The 22,349-nt window shown below is 60.1% G+C and carries 18 protein-coding genes and 1 CRISPR repeat array; of the genes, 6 read left to right on the top strand and 12 right to left on the bottom strand.

Going from position 1 to position 22,349, the window contains the following annotated elements:
* The first annotated feature begins 98 nt into the window (after positions 1 to 98).
* Positions 99 to 3,239: a CRISPR direct-repeat array (repeat unit 28 nt; unit sequence GGCTCATCCCCGCTGGCGCGGGGAGCAC).
* A gap of 111 nt (positions 3,240 to 3,350) precedes the next feature.
* From cas2e to AC06DS_RS06305, 9 genes are all read right to left on the bottom strand, one after another.
* Complete coding sequence (gene cas2e / locus AC06DS_RS06265) at positions 3,351 to 3,674, bottom strand: type I-E CRISPR-associated endoribonuclease Cas2e (protein ID WP_477100243.1); 324 nt, start codon at positions 3,672 to 3,674, stop codon at positions 3,351 to 3,353.
* Entirely contained in the window at positions 3,671 to 4,612 is a 942-nt protein-coding gene (gene cas1e / locus AC06DS_RS06270) for a type I-E CRISPR-associated endonuclease Cas1e (RefSeq protein WP_477100244.1), read from the bottom strand. Before cas1e ends, cas2e begins: the two co-directional genes overlap by 4 nt.
* A gap of 15 nt (positions 4,613 to 4,627) precedes the next feature.
* The gene (gene cas6e, locus AC06DS_RS06275) at positions 4,628 to 5,302 is read right to left on the bottom strand and encodes a type I-E CRISPR-associated protein Cas6/Cse3/CasE (protein ID WP_477100245.1); all 675 of its coding nucleotides are present in this window, start codon (positions 5,300 to 5,302) and stop codon (positions 4,628 to 4,630) included.
* Positions 5,299 to 6,006 carry a type I-E CRISPR-associated protein Cas5/CasD gene (cas5e, locus tag AC06DS_RS06280; RefSeq protein WP_477100246.1) on the bottom strand — a complete coding sequence of 236 codons (708 nt, stop codon included), beginning with the start codon at positions 6,004 to 6,006 and terminating at the stop codon, positions 5,299 to 5,301. Before cas5e ends, cas6e begins: the two co-directional genes overlap by 4 nt.
* The gene (gene cas7e / locus AC06DS_RS06285; RefSeq protein ID WP_477100247.1) at positions 6,006 to 7,136 is read right to left on the bottom strand and encodes a type I-E CRISPR-associated protein Cas7/Cse4/CasC; all 1,131 of its coding nucleotides are present in this window, start codon (positions 7,134 to 7,136) and stop codon (positions 6,006 to 6,008) included. Before cas7e ends, cas5e begins: the two co-directional genes overlap by 1 nt.
* Positions 7,137 to 7,172: 36 nt before the next feature.
* Positions 7,173 to 7,808, bottom strand: coding sequence for a type I-E CRISPR-associated protein Cse2/CasB (casB, locus tag AC06DS_RS06290; protein ID WP_477100248.1), 636 nt, complete (start codon positions 7,806 to 7,808; stop codon positions 7,173 to 7,175).
* A gap of 9 nt (positions 7,809 to 7,817) precedes the next feature.
* On the bottom strand, positions 7,818 to 9,488 hold the full coding sequence (casA, locus tag AC06DS_RS06295) for a type I-E CRISPR-associated protein Cse1/CasA (protein WP_477100249.1): 1,671 nt from the start codon (positions 9,486 to 9,488) through the stop codon (positions 7,818 to 7,820).
* Between the two features lie 124 nt (positions 9,489 to 9,612).
* A complete protein-coding gene (cas3, locus tag AC06DS_RS06300; protein WP_477100250.1) occupies positions 9,613 to 12,468 on the bottom strand; it encodes a CRISPR-associated helicase Cas3' in 2,856 nt (951 codons plus the stop codon).
* A 271-nt stretch (positions 12,469 to 12,739) separates the two neighbouring features.
* A complete protein-coding gene (locus tag AC06DS_RS06305; protein WP_477100251.1) occupies positions 12,740 to 13,417 on the bottom strand; it encodes a nitroreductase in 678 nt (225 codons plus the stop codon).
* Between AC06DS_RS06305 and AC06DS_RS06310 the strand changes: the two genes are divergently transcribed.
* Genes AC06DS_RS06310 through AC06DS_RS06330 form a run of 5 tightly spaced genes read left to right on the top strand, consistent with a single transcriptional unit; the run spans position 13,416 to position 16,896 of the window.
* Positions 13,416 to 13,571: a hypothetical protein gene (locus AC06DS_RS06310; RefSeq protein WP_477100252.1), complete on the top strand. Its 156-nt coding sequence runs from the start codon at positions 13,416 to 13,418 to the stop codon at positions 13,569 to 13,571. The two genes, AC06DS_RS06305 and AC06DS_RS06310, sit on opposite strands and share 2 nt — an antisense overlap.
* Positions 13,572 to 13,608: 37 nt before the next feature.
* Positions 13,609 to 14,337: an amino acid ABC transporter ATP-binding protein gene (locus tag AC06DS_RS06315; RefSeq protein WP_477101190.1), complete on the top strand. Its 729-nt coding sequence runs from the start codon at positions 13,609 to 13,611 to the stop codon at positions 14,335 to 14,337.
* Positions 14,338 to 14,357: 20 nt separating this feature from the next.
* Entirely contained in the window at positions 14,358 to 15,254 is an 897-nt protein-coding gene (locus AC06DS_RS06320) for a glutamate ABC transporter substrate-binding protein (RefSeq protein WP_293791815.1), read from the top strand.
* Between the two features lie 17 nt (positions 15,255 to 15,271).
* Positions 15,272 to 15,958, top strand: a complete 687-nt coding sequence (locus tag AC06DS_RS06325; protein ID WP_477100253.1) for an amino acid ABC transporter permease — start codon at positions 15,272 to 15,274, stop codon at positions 15,956 to 15,958.
* Positions 15,958 to 16,896 carry an amino acid ABC transporter permease gene (locus AC06DS_RS06330; RefSeq protein WP_477100254.1) on the top strand — a complete coding sequence of 313 codons (939 nt, stop codon included), beginning with the start codon at positions 15,958 to 15,960 and terminating at the stop codon, positions 16,894 to 16,896. Before AC06DS_RS06325 ends, AC06DS_RS06330 begins: the two co-directional genes overlap by 1 nt.
* A 35-nt stretch (positions 16,897 to 16,931) precedes the next feature.
* On the opposite strand, the gene AC06DS_RS06335 is transcribed toward AC06DS_RS06330, so the two are convergent.
* Positions 16,932 to 17,804, bottom strand: coding sequence for a serine hydrolase domain-containing protein (locus tag AC06DS_RS06335; protein ID WP_477100255.1), 873 nt, complete (start codon positions 17,802 to 17,804; stop codon positions 16,932 to 16,934).
* A complete protein-coding gene (locus tag AC06DS_RS06340; protein ID WP_477100256.1) occupies positions 17,801 to 18,157 on the bottom strand; it encodes an acyl carrier protein in 357 nt (118 codons plus the stop codon). Before AC06DS_RS06340 ends, AC06DS_RS06335 begins: the two co-directional genes overlap by 4 nt.
* A 161-nt stretch (positions 18,158 to 18,318) precedes the next feature.
* Here AC06DS_RS06340 and AC06DS_RS06345 point away from each other — a divergent pair, with 161 nt between their 5' ends.
* The gene (locus AC06DS_RS06345; RefSeq protein ID WP_477100257.1) at positions 18,319 to 19,332 is read left to right on the top strand and encodes an alpha/beta fold hydrolase; all 1,014 of its coding nucleotides are present in this window, start codon (positions 18,319 to 18,321) and stop codon (positions 19,330 to 19,332) included.
* Here AC06DS_RS06345 and aceE read toward each other — a convergent pair.
* Positions 19,329 to 22,085 carry a pyruvate dehydrogenase (acetyl-transferring), homodimeric type gene (gene aceE / locus AC06DS_RS06350; protein ID WP_477100258.1) on the bottom strand — a complete coding sequence of 919 codons (2,757 nt, stop codon included), beginning with the start codon at positions 22,083 to 22,085 and terminating at the stop codon, positions 19,329 to 19,331. The two genes, AC06DS_RS06345 and aceE, sit on opposite strands and share 4 nt — an antisense overlap.
* Between the last annotated feature and the right edge of the window lie 264 nt (positions 22,086 to 22,349).

Below are 22,349 nucleotides of genomic sequence, written 5' to 3' on the forward strand. Positions count from 1 at the left end.
AATAACGCCGTCACTCCAACAGATGTCGCCCTCAAAGTAGCTGGCAAGGTTCGGCGCGCAACGGTTCATATTTGCGAGGGCGGCAACGTTCACGGTGCGACTCATCCCCGCTGGCGCGGGGAGCACAGCCTGCGGATCACGAAACCCGCCTGGCCGTTCGGCTCATCCCCACTGGCGCGGGGAGCACGGAACAGACTGCGCCACCCACACACCATCGTCGGGCTCATCCCCGCTGGCGCGGGGAGCACCCGCCCGGAGGCCACCCGCGTCCTCGGCGAGGAGGCTCATCCCCGCTGGCGCGGGGAGCACTCGATGGCCCCTGGGAATAGCCACCCCGTCGTGGGCTCATCCCCGCTGGCGCGGGGAGCACGTTCTGGATGATTCGCCGGGGGCATGGATCGAGGGCTCATCCCCGCTGGCGCGGGGAGCACACCTTTGCAGCGTCAGCAGAAGCCTTAGCAGCAGGCTCATCCCCGCTGGCGCGGGGAGCACCACACGCCCATGATCGAAGCGAACAGGGTGCCGGGCTCATCCCCGCTGGCGCGGGGAGCACTACGCTGGGCGCTCTAGTTGGGTGCGTTAGCTGGGCTCATCCCCGCTGGCGCGGGGAGCACCAGACCGTGCAGCACAGGCCACAACACCCCACCGGCTCATCCCCGCTGGCGCGGGGAGCACTCGTTTAAGGCTGTGCGGCATCTGGCAAGGGTGGGCTCATCCCCGCTGGCGCGGGGAGCACCCACAGGGCGTGGGCACTTATCCGGGTGTCCAGGGCTCATCCCCGCTGGCGCGGGGAGCACATGCGCGCGCGTTTAGCAGCCTCATCTCGCCGCGGCTCATCCCCGCTGGCGCGGGGAGCACGCCGATGGTATTGGCTAGATCATGGGCTGCAGAGGCTCATCCCCGCTGGCGCGGGGAGCACCGTTGGCGTCAATTTCGTTGTGCCACTCCGTCAGGCTCATCCCCGCTGGCGCGGGGAGCACCCTGTGCGTCCATAGCCCGCGCGGTACCTCGAAGGCTCATCCCCGCTGGCGCGGGGAGCACGTGCGCTTGGCGGTGCAAGCGCCTCTGACGCGCGGCTCATCCCCGCTGGCGCGGGGAGCACAGCAGCCTCGGAAGCCTTAGCGAACTTTTCTAGGGCTCATCCCCGCTGGCGCGGGGAGCACTCTGGCAGGTCTGTAATGTCGGCCATTTTGTGCGGCTCATCCCCGCTGGCGCGGGGAGCACTGGGTATGACGCGAGCGCTGTTACCCATGACAGGGCTCATCCCCGCTGGCGCGGGGAGCACCGTCGCAGGTGAAAGTTCACGCGGTGGGGATTCGGCTCATCCCCGCTGGCGCGGGGAGCACTCCAGCCAATCCGAGGGCGACAACCTGCACATGGGCTCATCCCCGCTGGCGCGGGGAGCACAGTTGGCCAAGGTCTCGGGCTACCTCACCAAGGGGCTCATCCCCGCTGGCGCGGGGAGCACCGGCTGGTGACGTTGCAGAAGGCGGATATTATGGGCTCATCCCCGCTGGCGCGGGGAGCACGCGAAGAAGTCTGTGAAGGATGTGGGGGATGAGGGCTCATCCCCGCTGGCGCGGGGAGCACGCCACCAACCACGCAGCGGCCACCTTCACCGCGGGCTCATCCCCGCTGGCGCGGGGAGCACACCTGATCCCGGGTACCGCTGTTCTGCGCCATGGGCTCATCCCCGCTGGCGCGGGGAGCACCCCTTCAGCACACCTGTCAGGGCTGTTACCGCGGGCTCATCCCCGCTGGCGCGGGGAGCACGATTGCTGGTCCGGCGGCGATGTTTAAGGCTGGGGCTCATCCCCGCTGGCGCGGGGAGCACGCGGAAATATTCGCCAACGCCTTAATCGAATCAGGCTCATCCCCGCTGGCGCGGGGAGCACGGCAGCCAGAGTGCCGACAACAGCAGCCAACGGGGCTCATCCCCGCTGGCGCGGGGAGCACGAGGATTTGGAGATCGATCTTCTGCGCCTGGGGGGCTCATCCCCGCTGGCGCGGGGAGCACTAGCGGCTTGGGCGCAGGTGTGCCTAGCGACCGTGGCTCATCCCCGCTGGCGCGCGGAGCACCGTTTCAATCGAGAGAGTCAGCAATTCCCAACGGGCTCATCCCCGCTGGCGCGGGGAGCACCTTGTGCCCTGCCCAGGAATTGCACTTGGGTGGGGCTCATCCCCGCTGGCGCGGGGAGCACTCAACCACCTCAAAACCGGCCGCCTCAAGACACGGCTCATCCCCGCTGGCGCGGGGAGCACATTGGTGGTTTAAGTTGCCCGATGGTATGACCGGGCTCATCCCCGCTGGCGCGGGGAGCACTCAAGGCGGCAATACGGCGCATACCTAGCTCGGGGCTCATCCCCGCTGGCGCGGGGAGCACGTCCACCGCCAACCCGATATGAGCCCGCCACGCCGGCTCATCCCCGCTGGCGCGGGGAGCACGAACTGCTCCGGATCACCATGCCTACACTGTGCGGCTCATCCCCGCTGGCGCGGGGAGCACGCAAAAGTTACCATCGAAGCTGATTTCTCGAAGGGCTCATCCCCGCTGGCGCGGGGAGCACGATTCGCAGATGAGGATTACTTTGGGTGATCCGGGCTCATCCCCGCTGGCGCGGGGAGCACGTGCTGCCAGCCGTCGTGTCTCGCGGGCAGGAAGGCTCATCCCCGCTGGCGCGGGGAGCACGGAGTGATGGACTGGACGGGAATGCGGGTCGAGGGCTCATCCCCGCTGGCGCGGGGAGCACGCGTAATGTTCGAAATCACGGTTGACGATGTTGGGCTCATCCCCGCTGGCGCGGGGAGCACGTGATGTCACGCCGGGCGCTAGGACTTGGTCTGGGCTCATCCCCGCTGGCGCGGGGAGCACTATCCCATCGGGCTGTATCCTCCTACGCTGTCGGGCTCATCCCCGCTGGCGCGGGGAGCACGTCTTTGACACGCTGGCACGTATGGCCACCGGCGGCTCATCCCCGCTGGCGCGGGGAGCACCACCTCATGCCACGGCGTTGCCTCGGCCCACTGGGCTCATCCCCGCTGGCGCGGGGAGCACGGCGTGCTATTGGTGAGCTCAATGCACAGCTCAGGCTCATCCCCGCTGGCGCGGGGAGCACTTACAAGGCGGGGCATGGTCTCAATGCGGTGCAGGCTCATCCCCGCTGGCGCGGGGAGCACAAACTAAATTTGGCACGCTTGACGCCACGGCACGGCTCATCCCCGCTGGCGCGGGGAGCACACTCGCTGAGCTGTGGTTCTTTGAGCCGTAAAGCCGATTCTAGTTCAACTTGTTTTCCTCTAGATCATCGGAGCCATCGGAGCCATCGGAACCGAGCAACCGGAAGACCTTTTATCGTCGTCGTGCCTTGCTCCAACCACGTCGCCGTGGCGAAGCCGCCCTATTATTTGGCCGCGTAATTAAGTTCACGCCGTCAAAATCAGTTGGAACCCAGTTGTGCCGGTGGGTCTTGAAATCAAATCCCTGCTCGTTGGCAGCTTGGAAGACCATAATCGCGCGGCCATCCTTCACCAGGTCGCACGTGCGCTCCCACACCTGCTCACGCACCCTGGCGCTGGGCCGTCCTACAAACACCCCAGGGGAGATCTCCAACAACCAGCGCGTGAGGTCACCCCGCAGACCAGCTGGACAAGCAGAAACAACCAAAACCATCATTCGAATGGCCTTTCGTCTGCCCAGTTTCGTCCTGAGGAAACGACGTCCAGATTCGACCACAGCACCAGTTCAGAGTCAATGTTCTGTGCCTCCGAACTCATCTCCATCAGGAACATTACGTCCCGGATCATGGTCGGGATTAGGTTCTTCTTGACCACGTAATCGCGGATCACCCGCCGAATATTCACGTCAGCGGTCAGTTCGTTTTCCGCCACTGCGTCAAACGCCGCTGGAATCGAAACTTCTGCCTTGTACAGATCCGCAAGGTCGTAGACAAAAGCGCGTTCCGTGCCTTGGTGAATTACGCCTAAGGAAGGAATGAACCCCAGCGACGCGATGACCGCATGTGCCACGCCGTACAGCGCTGCATTAGCTGCAGTTAGCGTTCGGTTGATGGGGTCGCCACTCGAAAAATTCTGCGGATCGTACATCCGCTTCTTCCACTCGACTCCGGTCCGTTCGGCCTCCGCCAAGTAGACCTTCTTCATCCTGGATCCCTCGCGTCCGCGCAGCTGCGCCATCGTCGCATTCGATACATCTTCGCCGGGGAAGCGCATGGCGTACATCTGTCGCGCGCAGAATAGCCGGCGGCGCTGGTTACTTACTATTGACGCCTGCGCTTCCGCCGCTGCCGAAGAATTCGATAGCGAACGGCCGGATGCGTAATAGCGCACTCCTTTCTCCCCAACCCACACAACGGAGACCCCGGAATCCCCCAACAGTGCCATGGCGGCATAAGTTACCTTCGTACCCGGACCAAGGAGCAAAGCTGCGATCCCAGTCGCCGGTACGTGGGTGATTCCGCGCTCGTCCGCCAGTGTGACTGCATTGTTATCGCGGTTTACAACGCAGCGCTCGGCGTACAGGAAAGAGATTCTGTCCTGTACCCGAGGCAGAATGGGACGATCCATGGGAGACTTCGAAGGATGTTGTGCCATGGCTCAATCCCCTACTTAGGCCGACGTGCTGGCTTTGGGCTTGGCCAGTGTTAGCAGGCCACAACCGTAGGCCTTGCCACGGCCAATGCCCTCAACGAGGGCTTTCTTGAACACCTCAACATCGTCGATCTGCAAAGTGCCACGGTAACGCACGGTTCCAATGACCACCTGTCGTCCCTTGGGGTTGGTCGCCAATTTAGAGAAACGCAGTGTCTTACGCTCGACGATCAGTGTTTCCAGTGGTGTGAAACCGCAGCTCTTGGCCTTGGTACTAAACCATTCCAACTGAGCTTCCTCACCCACCAGCGCCGTGAGCTTACCGCGAGTTCCCCGCGGCGCTCCGGGGGTCTTCTTGGCCGCGACGGGGTTAAGAACTACCTCGAAATGCCATTGCTGCCCGTTCGCCAGTGCATCGAGTAGGCGATCGTAGCTCGCCTTCTGCGGTACGTTCTCGGAACCAGTCTGCTCTGCGATCTTGCTGGGGTCACAGCTATCAGGACCGACGATGTACACAGCATGTTCGTCAGACCCCCGAAGCTTTCCATCATGGCGCCAGAGAATGCGTTCCTTGTCGCCGACCTCTTTGGGAAAGCAACTTAGAACCGCGGCGTGCATGGCCTGCGGATTTCCCAAAAGCTTTCGAGCTTGTCGGCCTTTGGGACCTAGGTGAAGACGAGTAAACGTCGTCATGCCTGCATCACCGCCTCCATGAATGGATCGTTGGTTGAACCGAGGTCGTTTTCAACGGGCACCCCGGCCTTGTCTTGGACGACTTCTCGCCATCCGTACTCTCGACGTTCTTGAGAAAAGGAAATCGGCACGTCTCGTGTGGCAATGCCGGTTTCACCCCTGGTGGCGTCACGAAAAATGGGCAGCGAGAGCTTCGGCGCTCTTGTCTTCCTGTGTGCGCGGGTAGCCTGCCATTCGGTTGCACGTAGTGCTTCGAGGGCTGAACCATCAAACGTTCCGAGGAAAAGGTTCGGGGGAGCAGGGCAAGACCGACGTCCGAGGAAAAGCGGGAATCGTGGTCGCCGTACAGCCTTCGCCAGTTCGTCGATGAATGAGTCATCGTTTGACTCAACGGCAGCGACGAAGATGGCATCTTCCAGGTAGTAGCGCGTGACCAGGCTCGCGTTATCCTTCGGCCTTGTCTGCCACGGCTGAGCCGTCTGGTAATCCCGCAGTAGGGAACCACGCTGGTCCACGCGAACGGCGAACATTAGCGCCGCAAGGTCTTGTAGATCGTCTGTGCGTTGACGTCCCTGCGCGGCGGCGAGGAGACCCAGCACACCGGACTTGGTGGGCACTTGCTCGGTTGCGCGTTGCTTGAATCGGCTGCTGGCGCCCCACGATTGCATGGGGCCAGAAAGCCTAAGTAGAAGGGTGGAAGGCATTAGTGCTCCTGGGTGGCAGCTTCTACGACCGCGTCGATCAGCTCGGGCAGCGTTGTCTTTTGGGCCAGGTTCTGCTCAACGAAAGCATCGGCCAGGTCGCCGAGAGACATTACGAAAGCAGCTTTCGGGTAGAAGCCGTAGGTGTTCTGGATCTGCTCCGCTTCACGCGCTAGGCGGTCGGCTGCGGACTTGCGACGACCCTGGTTGTTTTCGGACACGACAGGTTCCTCAAAGGCATTGACCAGGGAGATGGAGCGATCATCGCGTACGGTGACGTAAACGAGCTCCGGCACGCTGTTGTGGGCAAAGGTGTTTTGCTTACCCGTGGGCAGAGACGTAATGAAGCTTTCGGTGAAAGTCTTGATAGCCTCGGCCGTAACTGCCGTGTCGCCAAGATTCTCTGTCAGAGAGTCGACATCGATCGTGGCGAATCGGTACAGCGTGGAGGACATCATCTGCACCGTGCCCATCATGGCTGCGCCGACCTCTTCGTCAGCCTCCACCATGTCGTCGACCGCGGTGTAGAAGTCGAACTCCGGCTCGGATTCATGCACGCCAATAGCGTGTGCGACCTGGACGGATGCGTCGACGTTAAAGTCAGGAGCATCGGCAACCATGCGACCGAACATGCTGATGTCCACGCCGTGTTCCTGGTCGAAGAGCGCGCTTACGTCCTTCTTGGTGAACTTTTTCTCCTCACGGTGTGTGATTGCGTATTCGGCGAGGTTGTTGACCTGGCGGACGCTCAGGAAGAGCAGGTAGCCAAGTTCATTCTTCTGCTCTTCATTTTCAGCATCGGACTTGGCAGACTTCCGCTTAGTCAGCTTGAAGCCAGCAGCGGTGAAGATATTTTCTGCCAGCGTGGTAGCTTCGGCTTCCTCGATGGATCCATCCAGCTCCTGGATACGGTCCGCGAGCAGTTCGATTGCGCGGCGAGTGCGGTATCCCACGAAGCCGGTAGGGAACTTCTCGCCGAAATCCTTGCGGATGGCTCGCTTCCATGCCTGAGAGGACACGCGCTGACGGGGTGCGCCACCGAAGATTGCGGTCTTCGGAGCACCGGTGTCATCACGGTTGATGAGGCTCGGAGGAAGGGTCTGAAGGGCGTGGAAATCAATAGTGATGGACATGGGAAAATCCTTTCAAAGTGGGGGTTAGTTTTCTGTTTAGTTTTCTTCGGAGGCGGAGGAACGGTCGGCGTCGCGTGCGTACATGGCAAAGGCGAAGTCACGTCCCCATCGCAGCAATACGCCGTTCCGGGTGCGTGGGTTAGAAAGCTTGCGCAGGTCCGCTGCGAACCATCCGTAGTTGAACCGAAGTCCCTTCGAGCGGAGTAGGGAGATCAACGAGCGCGTCTGAATCAGTCGGGACTGTGCTGTACGAGCCAGCACTAGGGCATCGAAGCGGCCCTTGATGGACTTCGATTCGCTGGCATGCGCGAGTTGGCCACAGGCAGTGGCAAAGGAACGAGAGCTGTCGTGTACCTCGTGTGTGGCGCCTTGCATGTGGAGGGCGAAGAAGGCAAGTGCGTGGAATGCGGCTTCCTCGGATGGTGAGGGAGCGTCTCCACGACCTAGTTCTTGTGCGGACAGCGGCGGGACTAGCGATGAGAGAACGCGCTCGAAAACGAGTGGGTTCTGAAGTGCCGGTTGACCAGCAGACTTCCGCAGCTCGGCGAGTGTTCCACGAGCCTGAGCCTGGTTGGGGTAGCCCGTACGACCCAGATAATCGGCCTGCAATTGGCTACATGTTGCAGCGACTGATGAACTCAGCCGTGGCTGCTCTTCAGTGAGTTGGTCCATGGTTAATTCCTATTCTTGGTGAGTATTACTGGGTTTTGGACGATCCTCGTGCCGAACGGTACGAGGAAGAATCTCGCGCAGTTTCTTCTTTAACCAGCTCATAACCGTTCCTGCGGATACAAAGCGCTCGTCGCCATTGGGGTCAAGAATCCTGCCGACAAGTGCCTTGGGACCAGCTCCGACAAGGAGTACATCCGCGTGCCGCAGTACAGCGTCGCGAACTATCAACTCCCAAGCTGTAAGTCGCGTTTCCAGATCTGCCTCGTGGACGGTTTCCATCCATTCGCTAAACTTCGGCTCGAGCTCGGCCAGCAGAGTGTCGGTGGCAGAGGGCTGGAACTCGTAGTCGCCGCCTGCAGCTTGGAAAAGCTGACCGGCAAAGCTGCCTAGCATGGTTCCTGCTTGGCTTGTCGCTGCAGCGAGGTTGAGTATTGATTGACGCTGTTTAACAGCGGGTTGGGGAAGCAGCTCCAGTGGCAGCGCGATTTTTGTACTAATGCTGATGCCCACGACCGAGCTATTTGAGCCGTACTGCAGGGAGGACATGGAAACGTTCAGGGTTTCCGGGAGCTCAACTCCGTTTTCTTTCAAATCAGCGAGCTGATCGATCGTCTTGGGGCGTTCAGGAGCCCGGTTCTTCTTGTCGTAGACCGGGTCGGTTTCCAAAGCAATCAGTGGCTCCAAGCTGCGCCACATTGTTCGCTCTGCCTCGAGCGGCTTGGGGTAGTAGACATCGGTACTCTTGGTGGACTTGTTCTTACTGAACCGATAGGGCGTCATCGGGTCATCTTTAACGTTCGCGTTCGCGTGGGGGATACGATCCCCATTCGATACGAGAACTTGAGTAATACGCCCATCCTCCGGGAAGAGGCGAACTCGCCGGGATTGCCAAGTAACAATCTCAACCGGCCCCTTGGGGTAGATACCGTCTTTGTTCGTAGGATCCAGACGTTGTGCAGAGGTGTCTGGTTCGCGTTCCCACACTGGTAGATCACCTTCGGCCTGGAGAGCCGTTGTGGTGGTGTTTAAGGCGAGGGTTTCCTGCAGGTTCGACCCGAGAATGATTGTCGCGGTGATCGCTCCAGTCCAACCAGTGCCGATTGGGTAGCCCCTCCCGCCTTTGACGCGCGGGTCGCCAACGGCACCTGATTTGATACCGGAATAGTCGTAGGCCTGGACGTAGATGAGCCAACGTGCCGCTTCGGCATAGGTAAGAGACAGTGCGCCTTCGCCAGCGCGGAGTGTGAAGTAATCATCCTCAAAATCCGGTACGAGCCGACGCACATCGGACGTTGCATTTTTGCTTGTATGCAGGTCAGCTACCTGCATAAACGGTTTCTTTGGATCTAGCAGGTCAAAGCGGTCTGCGAATCGCTCCAGGTATTCCAGCACGGTGGTGTCCGATTGATCTTCTTCGGCAGCTTCCAAGCGGTCAGAAATCCAGTCGACCATGTCCAGTTCTTCGCCTGGGGCGAACTCAAGCATTTCGCGGTAGGCGCACCAGTAAATGGCTAGTAAAAGGCGATAAATGGCTACGTCCTGCAGCGGACTGTCACCGCGAATGGTTGCAATTGAATGGGAACCGTCGAAGATTTCGCGCAGGCTGAGCTCTGCAGCGGAGCCATCGGTCAACGTCGTGAGAATCCACGGTTGATCCAGAAGGCTAAAGCTCTCCGTCACGTTAAACCTTCCTTTCTGTGTAGCTTCAGTTGGTTGTTGTCGGGGCGATTGCCGGGGTGTACCAGGTCTAGGGAGGGCGGGTTGAAGTTCTTGTTTTCCTTGAAGTTATCCGTATGGCAAACATTTAGGTGTCTTTTCGTAAATCTGGAAAGCCTTCAGTTTGAAGTCCGAGTAGCTCGGAATAACTGACCTTCACGCCGGTCAATGTGGCCTCCAGGTTTTGGTTAAGGCGCAGTGCGACCTGGCCTCTCAGCAGGTAGTGGTCAGCCCATCCTTCGGGGGTTTGCTCCTCCAGCCGGTCGACCGTCCGATCCCACACGTCGTCAAAACGGGTGAACATCGCAGGCAAGCGCACTGTGGATGCGGCAAGACGGAAGGCCGTATCAAAGTCCGGGATTGTCGTGTCCTCCAACACTCCAGGTTGCTGGCTGTCGTCTGCCAGATGGAGAGGGGAGTATCCATACTCGCTGTCGATAATGGGGATAACCTCGATACTGCTTTCAGCATCGCGTACAGATGCTGTGGCTTTGACCTCTTCCTGCGATCTATCCCGGACTAACTGCTCATAAAGGCTATCCAGTCGGTTCCCCGTCTTCCCGGGGCTTGGAATCCTAAAGACTCTGGACCTGGACAAATCAGCAGAATGAGTCGCGAGCGATTTCGTGCGTGAATTGTCCCAGCGATCTGACCAGGCTTCTGGGAAGTCATGATTCGCTTCAAAGTCGTAGGCCTTCTGAACTAGGTGTGGTACATCGGAAGGGCGTCGGAATCCCTTCTCCGCTACTTCTGTGGAGAGCAACCTGTAGGTCGTGAGCAACAACGCGTCGTCGTAAATGTGAGCCGTGCCGGAATCCCACTCAGGCTGTGGGGAGGTGTTTGAGATTCCGCGGATATAGATGTGAGCATCGCGTAGCTTCGCCGGCCGGTCACTGTCCGGCCGCTGGTGACGGTGTAGGCGCCCTGCCCGCTGAATGATTAGATCCATTGGGGCAATGTCAGTGATCAAGACGTCGGCGTCGATATCAAGGCTCTGTTCCAGGGTTTGGGTACCGCATACGATGCGCAGGGTGGGGCGCCCTTGTTCCTTATGCGACGCCGGTCCCAGTTCGTTCAAGAGCTCTTCTTCGTGGCGCGCGCGATCGAGGCCGGTGAAGGCAGAGTGGTGGAGGCGAACCTCACCAGGGAATGCGGATTCCAGTGCGGCGAATGCTTCCTGAGCTCGTTTGATGGTGTTGCATATGACGAGAGCTACGCCGCCCTCGGAACAGAGTTCTTTAACGAGGCGCGTGAGTTCTTCGACAGAGTCGTCGATGAGCTCCACGTGCGCGTGCATGTCGTCTGGTCGAGGTGGGACTGCTTGCTCCCAGACTCCGTCCGTATCAACCAGGGTGAGAAGGGGATACCCTTCATTGGTCAGTGTGTGGTCTTGTTTCTTAAGTTGGCCGCCATAGGCGGAAATGAGTTCATTTTTTCGACTGGTCGGAAGTGTGGCCGACAACAAGATAACGGGTACACCGTAAGCGGCCAACCAACGCAGGGTTTCAGCCAGGTATTCGTTGGTGTATGTCGAATAGGCGTGGATTTCATCGAAGATTACGACCTTCCCGGCAAGCGCCAGGTGCCGCAGCATCGAGTGGCGGATCTGCAGAGCCATCATCAGGACTTGATCGATGGTTCCGACAGCGAAGTTTGAAAGTAGCCCGCTTTTGCGTCCAGAAAGCCAGTCGGTAGCAATGACTGTGCCATGGTCGGCGCAGTCCTCACCAATGTCGCTGTAGCGGAGCTTTCGGTAATCGCTGTTGAGTTGATTCTTGCCATGGGCGAGATAGAGGGAGGAGATAGCTGAGTTTTCAGTGATATTCTCTACCCAGCGAGAGAAACGCTTGAACAGGCCATTTGCGGTTGCCATAGTGGGGGCTGCCAGTATCGCGCCTGTAGCTTTATTGAGCTGGACAAATTGTTGCGCAGCGTAAAGGGCGGCTTCGGTTTTCCCCTCACCGGTTGGGGCTTCGATGGTAACCAGCGAAGGTCCGGGGGCTTTGTCCCTGAGCAACTCCGCTGTTGCGAGTTGCACGGGGCGCGGTGTGGAACTTTCCGGCCAGGAGAAACTGGTACGGTAGTTGTAAGCGATGCTGGAAGGATCGCCATCTAGCTGTTTGAACTCTGTGCAGAGATTAAACTTTGCCAACCTCATTCCTTGCGTGATGCGGTCAGACTGTGAGTCGCTGAAGTGGAGTGGAAAGAAGTTGGTGTTTGAGGCCAGCCAATCGCACATCACCATGAACCCAGTGATGATCTGCACTACCGTGGTAGGCAATCTCCTGCCGTCGAGTGAGTTCAGAGCTGTTTGGACGTTTGTAGTGTTTGCGAGGCTATCCAAAATCTCGTTGACGGCAGCCTGCCACTCGGGAGGATAGTTGTCTACGAACGAAACAACGGCTTGTCGACCGCTAGTGTCGAGCCATCCATGGTGAGCTTCAACCGTTTGAGTCAGGGACAAAGCGACCCGTGGTTTGAGCCCATGTTCCGCGAGCCAGCGAACCAAAAGCTCCCGCGAATATAGTGGGTGAGCCAGGGCTGCAACTTCCTCATCTGCGTCGAGGTCTGGGATGGGGACACCGGCGTTCTCTAGTGGGAAGAGAAGCGGGGTATTGGTTTCGGGGGAGCGGAGCTTGCGTACGAAAGGACCGCTAATCTTCCCCAAGTCGTGGCTTGCTACTAGGAACACGGTGAGTGAGCGGATGTGTTCGGGGGAGAGTCGTGTAGTGCGGCTGAGGAAGTCCTCGATCTGCGGGGAGAGCCAGGAATCCCAAAGGTAGGTCGCAACCGCGCCGGAATCGACAAGATGCTGGACGAGTGACATGGGGCCGGTTTCGTCGCCAGATTTGGCTAAGAACGCGCTGGCTGTGGGGGAGAAGTTATTAACTACTTCGTTCCAGGATTCTAAAACGAACGATGGTGCGGAATTGTGGTCTGTCATGTCTGCTGACTTTCGTAGTGTTGTGTGTACAAACAAACTTAGTAGCAATGTCTAAACCATGCAATACCAAGTTGGAAAATTTTTTCGCCTACCTCGACCTTGGTGAAATTTGCTGTTTTTGTAGGGTGGGGAGTTAGTGGCGCCCATGCTTCCCCGCGCAGGCGGGGATGAGCCGTTGGCTTTGCATGGTTCAGTGCTGGGATCCACTTATTCCCCGCGTCAGCGGGGCTTTTCCCTCTTGCCTCGTTCCCCCCCATGTCGGCGTCCCCCTCTAAACCTCCAACCCCTCAATCCCGTGCACCGTCACCGTCTCGGATAGTGCAACACGGCCCGGGTTCGTCCAGAACACCGGGCTGGATTCATCCGCACGGCCGAAGGTTAGTGCCGTCACCAGCTTGTACTCCTCATCCACGTCCAGGAACTCGCGCACCGTCGGCGCCAGCAGGGAGATCATGCCCTGGGGCACCCCGTGGTATCCGTGGGCAGTCAGGGACAGCAGGAAGTTCTCCGCGTACGTTCCCTGGTCAAACGCTGCGCGAATACGGTCGCCCATCGGCGGAATAAACATCAAAGCCGAGTACGGCGCACCAAAGAAACGCAGATTCTCGCGGACGAACTCCGTGCGCGCCTCCTTATCCTCACGCGCAATGCCCAGCAGCCCGTACATTTTCGCCGCCAGCTCCTGCGAACGCTGCGGGTGCACACCCTCGCCGTAATCAATAGTGAAGTCAGGGGTCAGGCCATTGGTGTCGAACTCCTCAATCAAGGCAGTACTTAGGTCCTTCAACTTCTGGCCACCAATCACGTGGACATTCCACGGCTGTGTGTTGGAGTTCGAGGGCGCGGATTGGGCGTCAAGAAGAATCTCCTTGATGTCCGCCGCCGGGATAGGGTCCGGCAGGAACGCGCGAGGGGAGTGGCGGTTACGTATAAATTCAGAGAAATTCATGACCGCCACCGTACGCCTCGCCGGTCAATTGAGTATCGACCCCGCCATTGCTCATCCGGCATCGTTCCCGGTTGAAGAGCTAAAACGCCACACAATGCCGAACAAGGGTGAGCCATCTTCCTTTGATTACTTAAAAGTGATGCGCATTACTTAATATGTCTTTTATGTCTACACCCACTGTTTCTAAGCCAATGATTGAACTCAAAGGAGTGAACAAGCACTTCGGCGAGTACCACGCACTTCGGGACATCAACCTCGAAGTACCGGCAGGTCAGGTCGTCGTCATCCTCGGCCCCTCCGGATCCGGTAAGTCCACGCTTTGCCGCACCATTAACCGTCTCGAAACCATCGATAAGGGCGAAATCCGCATCGACGGCGATCTGCTGCCAGAAGAGGGCAAGGAACTTGCCAAGCTGCGTGCGGAAGTTGGCATGGTGTTCCAGCAGTTCAACCTGTTCAGCCACATGACCATCCGGGACAACGTGACGCTGGCTCCCACTAAAGTCCGCAAGATCAGCAAGGAAGCCGCACGCAAGACCGCCGACGAGTTGCTGGATCGCGTGGGCATCGCAGCGCAGGCTGACAAGTACCCGGCACAGCTTTCCGGTGGCCAGCAGCAGCGCGTGGCCATCGCCCGCGCACTGGCCATGGATCCAAAGGTAATGCTCTTCGACGAGCCGACCTCCGCCCTCGACCCAGAGATGATCAACGAGGTCCTGGACGTCATGACCGACCTGGCTAAGGGCGGCATGACCATGGTGGTCGTCACCCATGAGATGAGCTTCGCACGCCGCGTGGCCGACCGCATCCTGTTCATGGCCGATGGCGCCGTCGTCGAGGACACTGACCCGGAGACCTTCTTCACGAACCCGCAATCCGATCGCGCCAAGGACTTCCTGGCGAAGATCGTAGGCCACTAGTTCGGGAAGCGAGTTTGCACATGTCTACTTTGAAAAGCGCAATCAAGCGCCTCACGGCTGCAGTGGTTGCCACCACAACGGTGGTGACGCTTGCCGCGTGTGGATCCGGTGGCGCCCGCGACCTACTGGCGGACATCGAATCCGGCCACGTTGTCCTGGGCACCAAATACGACCAACCCAACCTGGGCGAGCGCACCCCCGATAAGCAATTCGCCGGCCTGGATACCGACGTATCCCGCTACGTCGTGGAATACATCGCAAAGAAGCACGGCTGGGCCACGCCAGAAATCAAGTGGCGCGAAACCCCATCCGCACAGCGCGAGACCCTCATCAACAACGGTGAGGTCAACATGATCACCGCGACCTACTCCATCAATAAGGGTCGCCTCAAGGCCGTCGACTTCGCCGGCCCGTACGTGGTGACCCACCAGGCGCTGCTGGTACGCGAAGATTCCGGCATTAAGGGGCTCAAGGACATCGCACCGGGCACTCGCCTGTGCTCCGTATCCGGCTCCACCCCTGCACAGAAGGTGAAGTCCGCGCTGCCGGAGGTGCAGCTGCAGGAGTTCGATACCTACGCCGCCTGCGCCGAGGGCCTTAAGCAGGGCGTGGTGGATGCCACCACGACAGACGCGACCATTCTCGCGGGCTTCGCGCAGCGCTACCAGCAGCGCTATGGCGAAAACTACAGCGTGATCCAGCTCAAGAAGGACGACGGTAGCTACTGGACCAACGAGCGCTACGGCATCGGCCTGCCCAAGGGCGATGACGAAGCCAAGGCTGAGGTCAATGAAGCGCTGAACGAAATGCACGATTCCGGCGAGTTCCAAAAGATCGTCGCCAAGAACCTGGGCGACAACGTGGATCTCGGCGAAAAGCCGGAGATCGGCGACCTGTCGTTCGTCGATAAGAAGTAGGGAAGGAGGAACGCACTATGAATCCCGAACTATGGTCCGAGATGAAGCCCGAACTGCTACCGGCATTCTGGGTGACCATCAAGTTGACGTTCTTCTCTGCGGTGGGATCAATGATCTTCGGAATCATCCTGACCGCAATGCGCGTGAGCCCCGTGGCCATCCTGCGCAACCTGTCCGCGTGGTACATCAACATCGTTCGTAACACCCCGCTGACGTTGATCATTCTGCTGGCCTCCATGGGGCTGTACTACAACCTCGGTCTGCTGCTGGCGGTGGAGAACGATTCCTTCATTGAAAAGCAGAACTTCCGGTTGGCGGTTCTGGCCTTCGTGGCCTACACCTCCTGCTTCGTGGCCGAGTCATTACGCTCCGGCATCAATACCGTGCCCTTCGGCCAGGCCGAAGCCGCCCGTTCCCTGGGCCTTAGCTTTGGTCAGAACTTCCGCCACGTGATCTTCCCGCAGGCTCTGCGCGGCGCGATCGTGCCACTGGGCAACACTCTGATCGCGTTGACGAAGAACACCACCATCGCATCCGTGATTGGTGTGGCCGAAGCCTCCCTGTTGATGAAGACCCTGACGGAGGACTACGCCAGCGACATCCTGGTGATCTTCGGAGTCATCGCAATTGGGTTTATTATCTTGACGCTCCCCACCGGTTTGTTCTTCGGTTGGGCAGGTAAGCGATTGGCGGTGAAGCGCTAATGTCTGTACGCGCAACTGTTTTGTATGACGCCCCAGGCCCCAAGGGCCGCAGGCTCAACTCAATCCTGACCGTGATCACGGTCGTAGTAGTCGCAGCGATCCTGGTTCTAGTGGGCTTGAAGCTCAACGAGAAGGGCCAGTTCGAATCCGCAAAGTGGTCCTTCTTCCTGGAAGGATCAACCTGGACGACGTACATCATCCCCGGTTTGATCTCCACCATTGGTGCGGCCGTGGTCTCCATCGTTCTGGCTATGGTCATCGGCGCTCTGCTGGGCGTGGGGCGCCTATCCATGGCCGCCCCGGTCCGCTGGCTCTGCGGAATCATCGTGGAATTCTTCCGCTCCATCCCGGTGCTGGTGCTGATGCTTTTCGCCTACGCCGTATTCTCCCTGCTGCAGCTGGTGCCTTCTAACTGGCTAGGCTTCACGGCAGTGGTGTTCGGCCTGACGATGTACAACGGCTCTGTGATCGCCGAGACCCTGCGCTCGGGTATCGAATCGCTACCGCGCGGCCAGCGCGAAGCCGCTATCGCTTTGGGCTTGAGCCACCGCCAGTCCATCTTCCTGATCCTGCTGCCACAGGCCGTGGCAGCTATGCTGCCTGCGATCATCTCCCAGATGGTCATTGCGCTAAAGGACTCCGCGCTGGGCTACATGATCGGCTTCGTGGAGGTTGTCCGCTCCGGCCGCCAGCTGGGTGAGTACTACGGTGCGATGATCCCGGCGCTGATGCTGATTGCTGTAATCATGATCCTGATCAACATGGGTCTGGCGAAGCTGGCCGAGCGTATCGAATCCCAGCTGCGCTCTGGCCGTGCACGCCGCAACATTGTTGCAAAGGTGCCGCACCAGAAGGAACAGGGCATCGAGACGAAGGACAATGCCTACGTGGACTGGCACGCAGAGGGCCACAAGGACCTGCGTACCACCTTCGAATAACCCCTACCCGGCTGTACCTCTAGCGCAGCCAGGGCCTAACCCATGGCCTCCCACAGTCGCTGGTTGAAACCATCCCAGCGCTGCTTGGCCCAGTCGCCGAAGTCCTCATCCGTGAGGACGACGGCGGCTTTCTTTGTTTCCGGGTGGAACCATAAGAATGTTCCCGACTGCCCGAAGTGTCCCGCTACCGTCACGGGCATCTTTTCGCCCAACCAGTGCGGCGACTTCTCACCGTGCAGTTCAAATCCCAGTCCCCACGGGCAGGGCTTCTGCATTCCATAGCCGGGGACCACTCCGGAAAGCTCCGGCCACTGCGGTTCCAGCGCCTCGCGCGGGGTGGTGGGAGCCAACACTGTGGGCGTCAAAAATTCCGCACACAGCGCCGAAAGAGCGTCAACCGAGGCGGAAAAACCGTGCCCCGCGCTGCCCTCGACCGTGACCTTAATCCCCAACGGTGCGCACACGCCCTCGGCCACGTAGTCCGCGAAAGGCATGTCGGCTTCCGCGGCGATGAAGTCCGCCAGCACCTCGTAGCCCGCCGAAGAGTAGATCCTCCGAGCACCGCGCGGCTTTTCCGGGGAGCGGCCGCGGAAACCAATGCCACTCGTGTGCGCCAGCAATTCGCGCACCGTCGGCAGGTCGTCGAACTCGGGCAGCAACTCCGCCGGAACCTGCTGATCCAGCTCGAAGGCGCCTTCCTCCACGGCCAAAAGGGCGGCATAAGCGGTGATCAGCTTGCTCACGCTGGCCAGAGGGAACCGCGCTGCCGTGTCGCCATAGGTTGCCGTAGTGCCGTCCCACAGCGCCGCCGCGGCTACGTTGTCTACAGGCCATTCCTGCAGCTCGGCGAGTACGTTCTCCACAGCGCTGGCCGTGCCATCCGCCTCCGCACTCACTTGTCCGCTCACTTATCCACCAGGCCAACCAGCTCGTCGATGGTCTTCACTCGGTTGATGTCCTCATCCGGCACTTCCACACCGAATTCCTCTTCCAAGCGCACGGCAATATCCATCAGGGAGAGCGAGTCGATGTTCAGGTCATCGCCCAGGCGCTTCGAGCCTTCCAACTCGTCGCGCTCAATGCCGGTCGCGTCCTCCACGATGTCGAGCACGGTTCCGCGCTTATCTGCTTTATCGGTCTTGCCGGCCTTGCCTGCAGAGTTAGCCTTGCTGTCAGCCTTATTGCTTGCCTCGGCGTTGGCGCTGTCCTGCTTCAACTTCTTCGACAGCGCTGCTGCCAGCTGGTTGTTTTCCTCAGCCATCTTCGTTCCCTCTCCTGCAACTAACGCGACCCGCGCGCTGCGCACTAAGCTACAAAATCTATAGCAACCGTTAGCTCGCTATAGCTCGCTTCAGCTCGACCAAGTCGTGCGCGCTTTGGCGTTTGTACACTCATCCTAACAATCTTGCGGAGGTCCTTCCCATGCGTCTTACCACCGCCGTCCGCAACCTCGCCAGCATTGTGCTGCGCGACCCGCCCGCCGTCCCCGGACTGCCACGCGCCCGGTGGATCCACCGCCTCGCCATGGACGACGGCGCCAAGGTCGCGGTCCACGAGGTGCGTTCTTACTCTTTTTCTTATGAGGACGCCCCCTCGTCCGCACCCACCACCCTCATCCTCGTACACGGCTTCAACCTGACGGCCGCCTCCTGGTTTTTCCAGCTGGCCGCGGTGCGCGAGCTACCGAACCTGCGCATCCTGCTGCCTGATCTGCGCGGCCACGGCGCCAGCGAAACTACTCCTGGGACGAATGGCCCGCAGCCCATGCCGGGCTTGGACATTGAACGCACCGCCATCGACTTGGCCGAAACCATCCGCACACTTGCACCGACGGGCAGGCTGATCCTGGCGGGCCACTCGATGGGTGCGATGACAGTCCTGGGCGTGTTGCGCCACCTAAGTAGGGAAGACCGCCAGCGGATCGGTGGCATCGCGCTGGTCAACGGGGCGATTGATATTTTCGCCTCCAAGGGCGTATCGCAGATTCTGCACTCCCCGCTGGTGCGCGCGGTGCGTTGGCTAGGGGCACAGAGCCCCAGCCAATTGGAATGGGCAAAAAGCCTGGTGGAGTGGGCCATCAAGCCCGTTATCGCCGCCTTTATTTACCACGGCTCGTTGGACGACGGCGCCTCCGACGACTTCGATGTGTTGAGTTTCCACGCCAACGAGATCGCCAACACCCCCATGCCCACCCTGCTGGGCTACCTCGACGACCTGACGGAACACGACGAACTCGCCACCGCCGAGCTGCTTGCCGACATCCCCGGGGAGATTCTGGTCGGCGCAATGGATGACGTCACCCCGCCCAGCCAGAGCCGACGCATCCACGAGCTGTGGCCCCGCGCCGACCTGCACGAATACCCGGAGTCCGGGCACATGCTGCCGGTTGAACGCCCGGAGGATGTCAACCGGGCGCTACTAAACCTGCTGGGCTAGTTGGTAGCGGTCGGGTCGTCGATCTGGAAACGCTCGGCCGCCTCCGCAGCCACAGAGCGATCGATCTTGCCCTCGCGCGCCAGCCCCAGCAGCACGCCCACCACGATGGACTCCGCATCTACGTTGAAGTAACGGCGCGCCGCCTCGCGGGTATCCGCAAAGCCGAAGCCATCGGCACCCAGCACCACGTATTCGCCCGGCACCCACTTGCGCACCTGCTCCGCCACGGTGGTGGCGTAGTCGCTGACGGCTACGAACGGACCTTCCGCAGCCTCCAGCTGCTGAGTGATGAACGCCGTGCGCGGCTCCGTCGACGGATCGCGCAGCTGCTCCAACTCCACGGCCTGGCCATCGCGGGCCAGCTCGTTCCAGCTGGTCACAGAGAACACGTTTGCGTCGACGTCGAACTCCTTCAGCAGTTCCTTTGCCTTCAACGCTGCCGTCATGGCCACGCCAGAGGCCAGAATATTGGCCTGCAGCTCCGCTGAATCCGAGGCGGCGTCATAAAGGTAAATGCCCTTGTGCAGACCCTCCACGTCGAGGTCCTCCGGTTCCGCCGGCTGGTGGATCGGCTCATTGTAGGCCGTGATGTAGTAGATCACGTCCTCGCCGCGGCCATCGTTGCTGTTCTCGCCGTACATGCGCTCGATGCCACGGTGCACGATGTGGGCAATCTCGTAGGCAAACGCCGGGTCGTAGGTCACCACGGCAGGGTTTGTGGACGCCAACACGGGGGAGTTGCCGTCCATATGCTGCAAGCCCTCGCCTGTCAGCGTAGTGCGGCCTGCGGTGGCGCCGATCAGGAAACCGCGAGACATCTGGTCGCCCGCCGCCCAGATTTCATCGCCGACGCGCTGGAAGCCGAACATGGAATAGAAGATGTACAGCGGGATCATGACCTCGCCGTGCGTGGCGTAGCTGGTGCCCGCGGCAATGAAGGACGCCAGAGAACCGGCCTCCGAAATGCCCTCGTGCAGGATGTGGCCGTCGGTGGCCTCGCGGTAGGAAAGCATCAGGTCGTGATCCACCGGCGTGTAGCTCTGGCCGTGCGGGTTGTAGATCTTCAACGTCGGGAACCAGGAGTCCATGCCGAAAGTACGCGCCTCATCAGGCACGATGGGCACAATGCGCTTCTTCAGCTCATCGTCGCGCATAAGATCCTTGAACACGCGAACCAGCGCCATGGTGGTGGCGACTTCCTGCTTGCCGGAACCCTTGCGGGCCAGCTTGGCGATGGATAGATCCGGCATCTTCAGCGGGGTGAACTTTTCGCGGCGCTCCGGCAGGAAGCCACCGAGTTCCTTGCGGCGGTTCACCATGTACTTGATCTCCTCGGCGTCCGGGCCGGGGTGGAAGTACGGCGGCAGGTACGGATCCTTCTCCAGCTCCTCGTCGGAGATCGGAATGTCCTGCTTATCGCGGAAGAGCTTCAGATCGTCCAGCGTGAGCTTCTTCATCTGGTGGGTAGCATTGCGCCCCTCGAAGTTGTGGCCCAGGCCGTAGCCCTTAATGGTGTGTGCCAGGATGACGGTCGGCTGATCCTTGGTCTCCAGGGCACGCTTGTAGGCGGCGTAAATCTTGCGGTAGTCGTGGCCGCCGCGGCGCAGATGCCAAATCTCCTCGTCCGTCATGTTCTCCACCAGCTTGGCGGTGCGCGGATCCTTGTTGAAGAAGTACTCGCGGACGTAAGCGCCGTCGTTGGCCTTGAACGTCTGGAAGTCGCCATCCGGAGTGGTGTTCATGGCGTGAACCAGGGCACCCTCTTCGTCGCGGGCGAACAGCTCGTCCCACTCGCGGCCCCACACGACCTTGATGACATTCCAGCCCGCGCCGCGGAAGAAGCTCTCCAGCTCCTGGATGATCTTCGTGTTACCGCGCACTGGGCCGTCCAGACGCTGCAGGTTGCAGTTGATGACGAACGTGAGGTTATCCAGGTTGTTTAGCGCAGCGGTTTGGATCAGGCCGCGAGACTCCGGCTCATCCATCTCGCCGTCGCCGAGGAAAGCCCAAACGTGCTGCTGGGAGGTGTCCTTGATGCCACGGTCATGCAGGTAACGGTTGAAGCGCGCCTGGTAGATGGCATCCATCGGACCCAGACCCATGGAAACGGTTGGGAACTCCCAGAACTCCGGCATGCCGTGCGGGTGCGGGTAAGAGGGGAGGCCATGGCCGGGCTTGGAGGCCTCCTGGCGGAAGGCATCCAGGTCCTCCTCGCTGAGGCGTCCCTCAAGGAAAGCACGGGCGTACATGCCCGGGGAGGCGTGCCCCTGGAAGAAAATCTGATCCCCGCCGCCTGGGTGATCCTTGCCGCGGAAGAAGTGGTTTAGGCCGACCTCGTACAGCGGGGCGGCGCCGGCGTAGGTGGAGATGTGGCCACCCACCCCAATACCCGGGCGCTGCGCGCGGTGCACCATGATGGCCGCGTTCCAGCGGATCCAACGGCGGTAGCGCTTTTCGATTTCCTCATCACCGGGGAATTCCGGTTCCTGGGTGGTGGGAATGGTGTTGACGTAGTCGGTGGAAAGCAGCGGTGGGAGGGGGACTCGCTTGGCGGTTGCACGCTCGAGCAGGCGCAACATCAGGTAGCGACCGCGATCGGGGCCTGCGGATTCCAGCAGCCCGTCCAGGGAATCCATCCATTCCTGGGTTTCCTCCGGGTCGGAGTCGGCCAAGTACGAGGCCACTCCATCGCGGATTAGAGCAAAGTTGCTGGAATCGTAAGCGCTATTGTTTTCTTCTGCCGAAGCGGACATGTGTTTCGTCCTCCTAGGTTCCATGGGTTACGGGCGCTTGAGGGTAAGCCCCTTGTGTTTCCCACACTACGTCAAAGTCCCGTTAGAAAACCTTCGGAGATAACGGGATTGTGTTAGGTTCAAAAATGAAGACTTTTAACCACACCAGCTGCGATAACTTCGCTACTCGCTAGACGGCGGAACTATGCACGGCTGGCTTTCCCAGAAAGGTACGAAAAAACAGTGGCAATAGCCCCCGGTACGGCTTCGAGCTCTGCAGGCTCC

The sequence above is a fragment of the Corynebacterium sp. TUM25015 genome, from assembly GCF_056393505.1.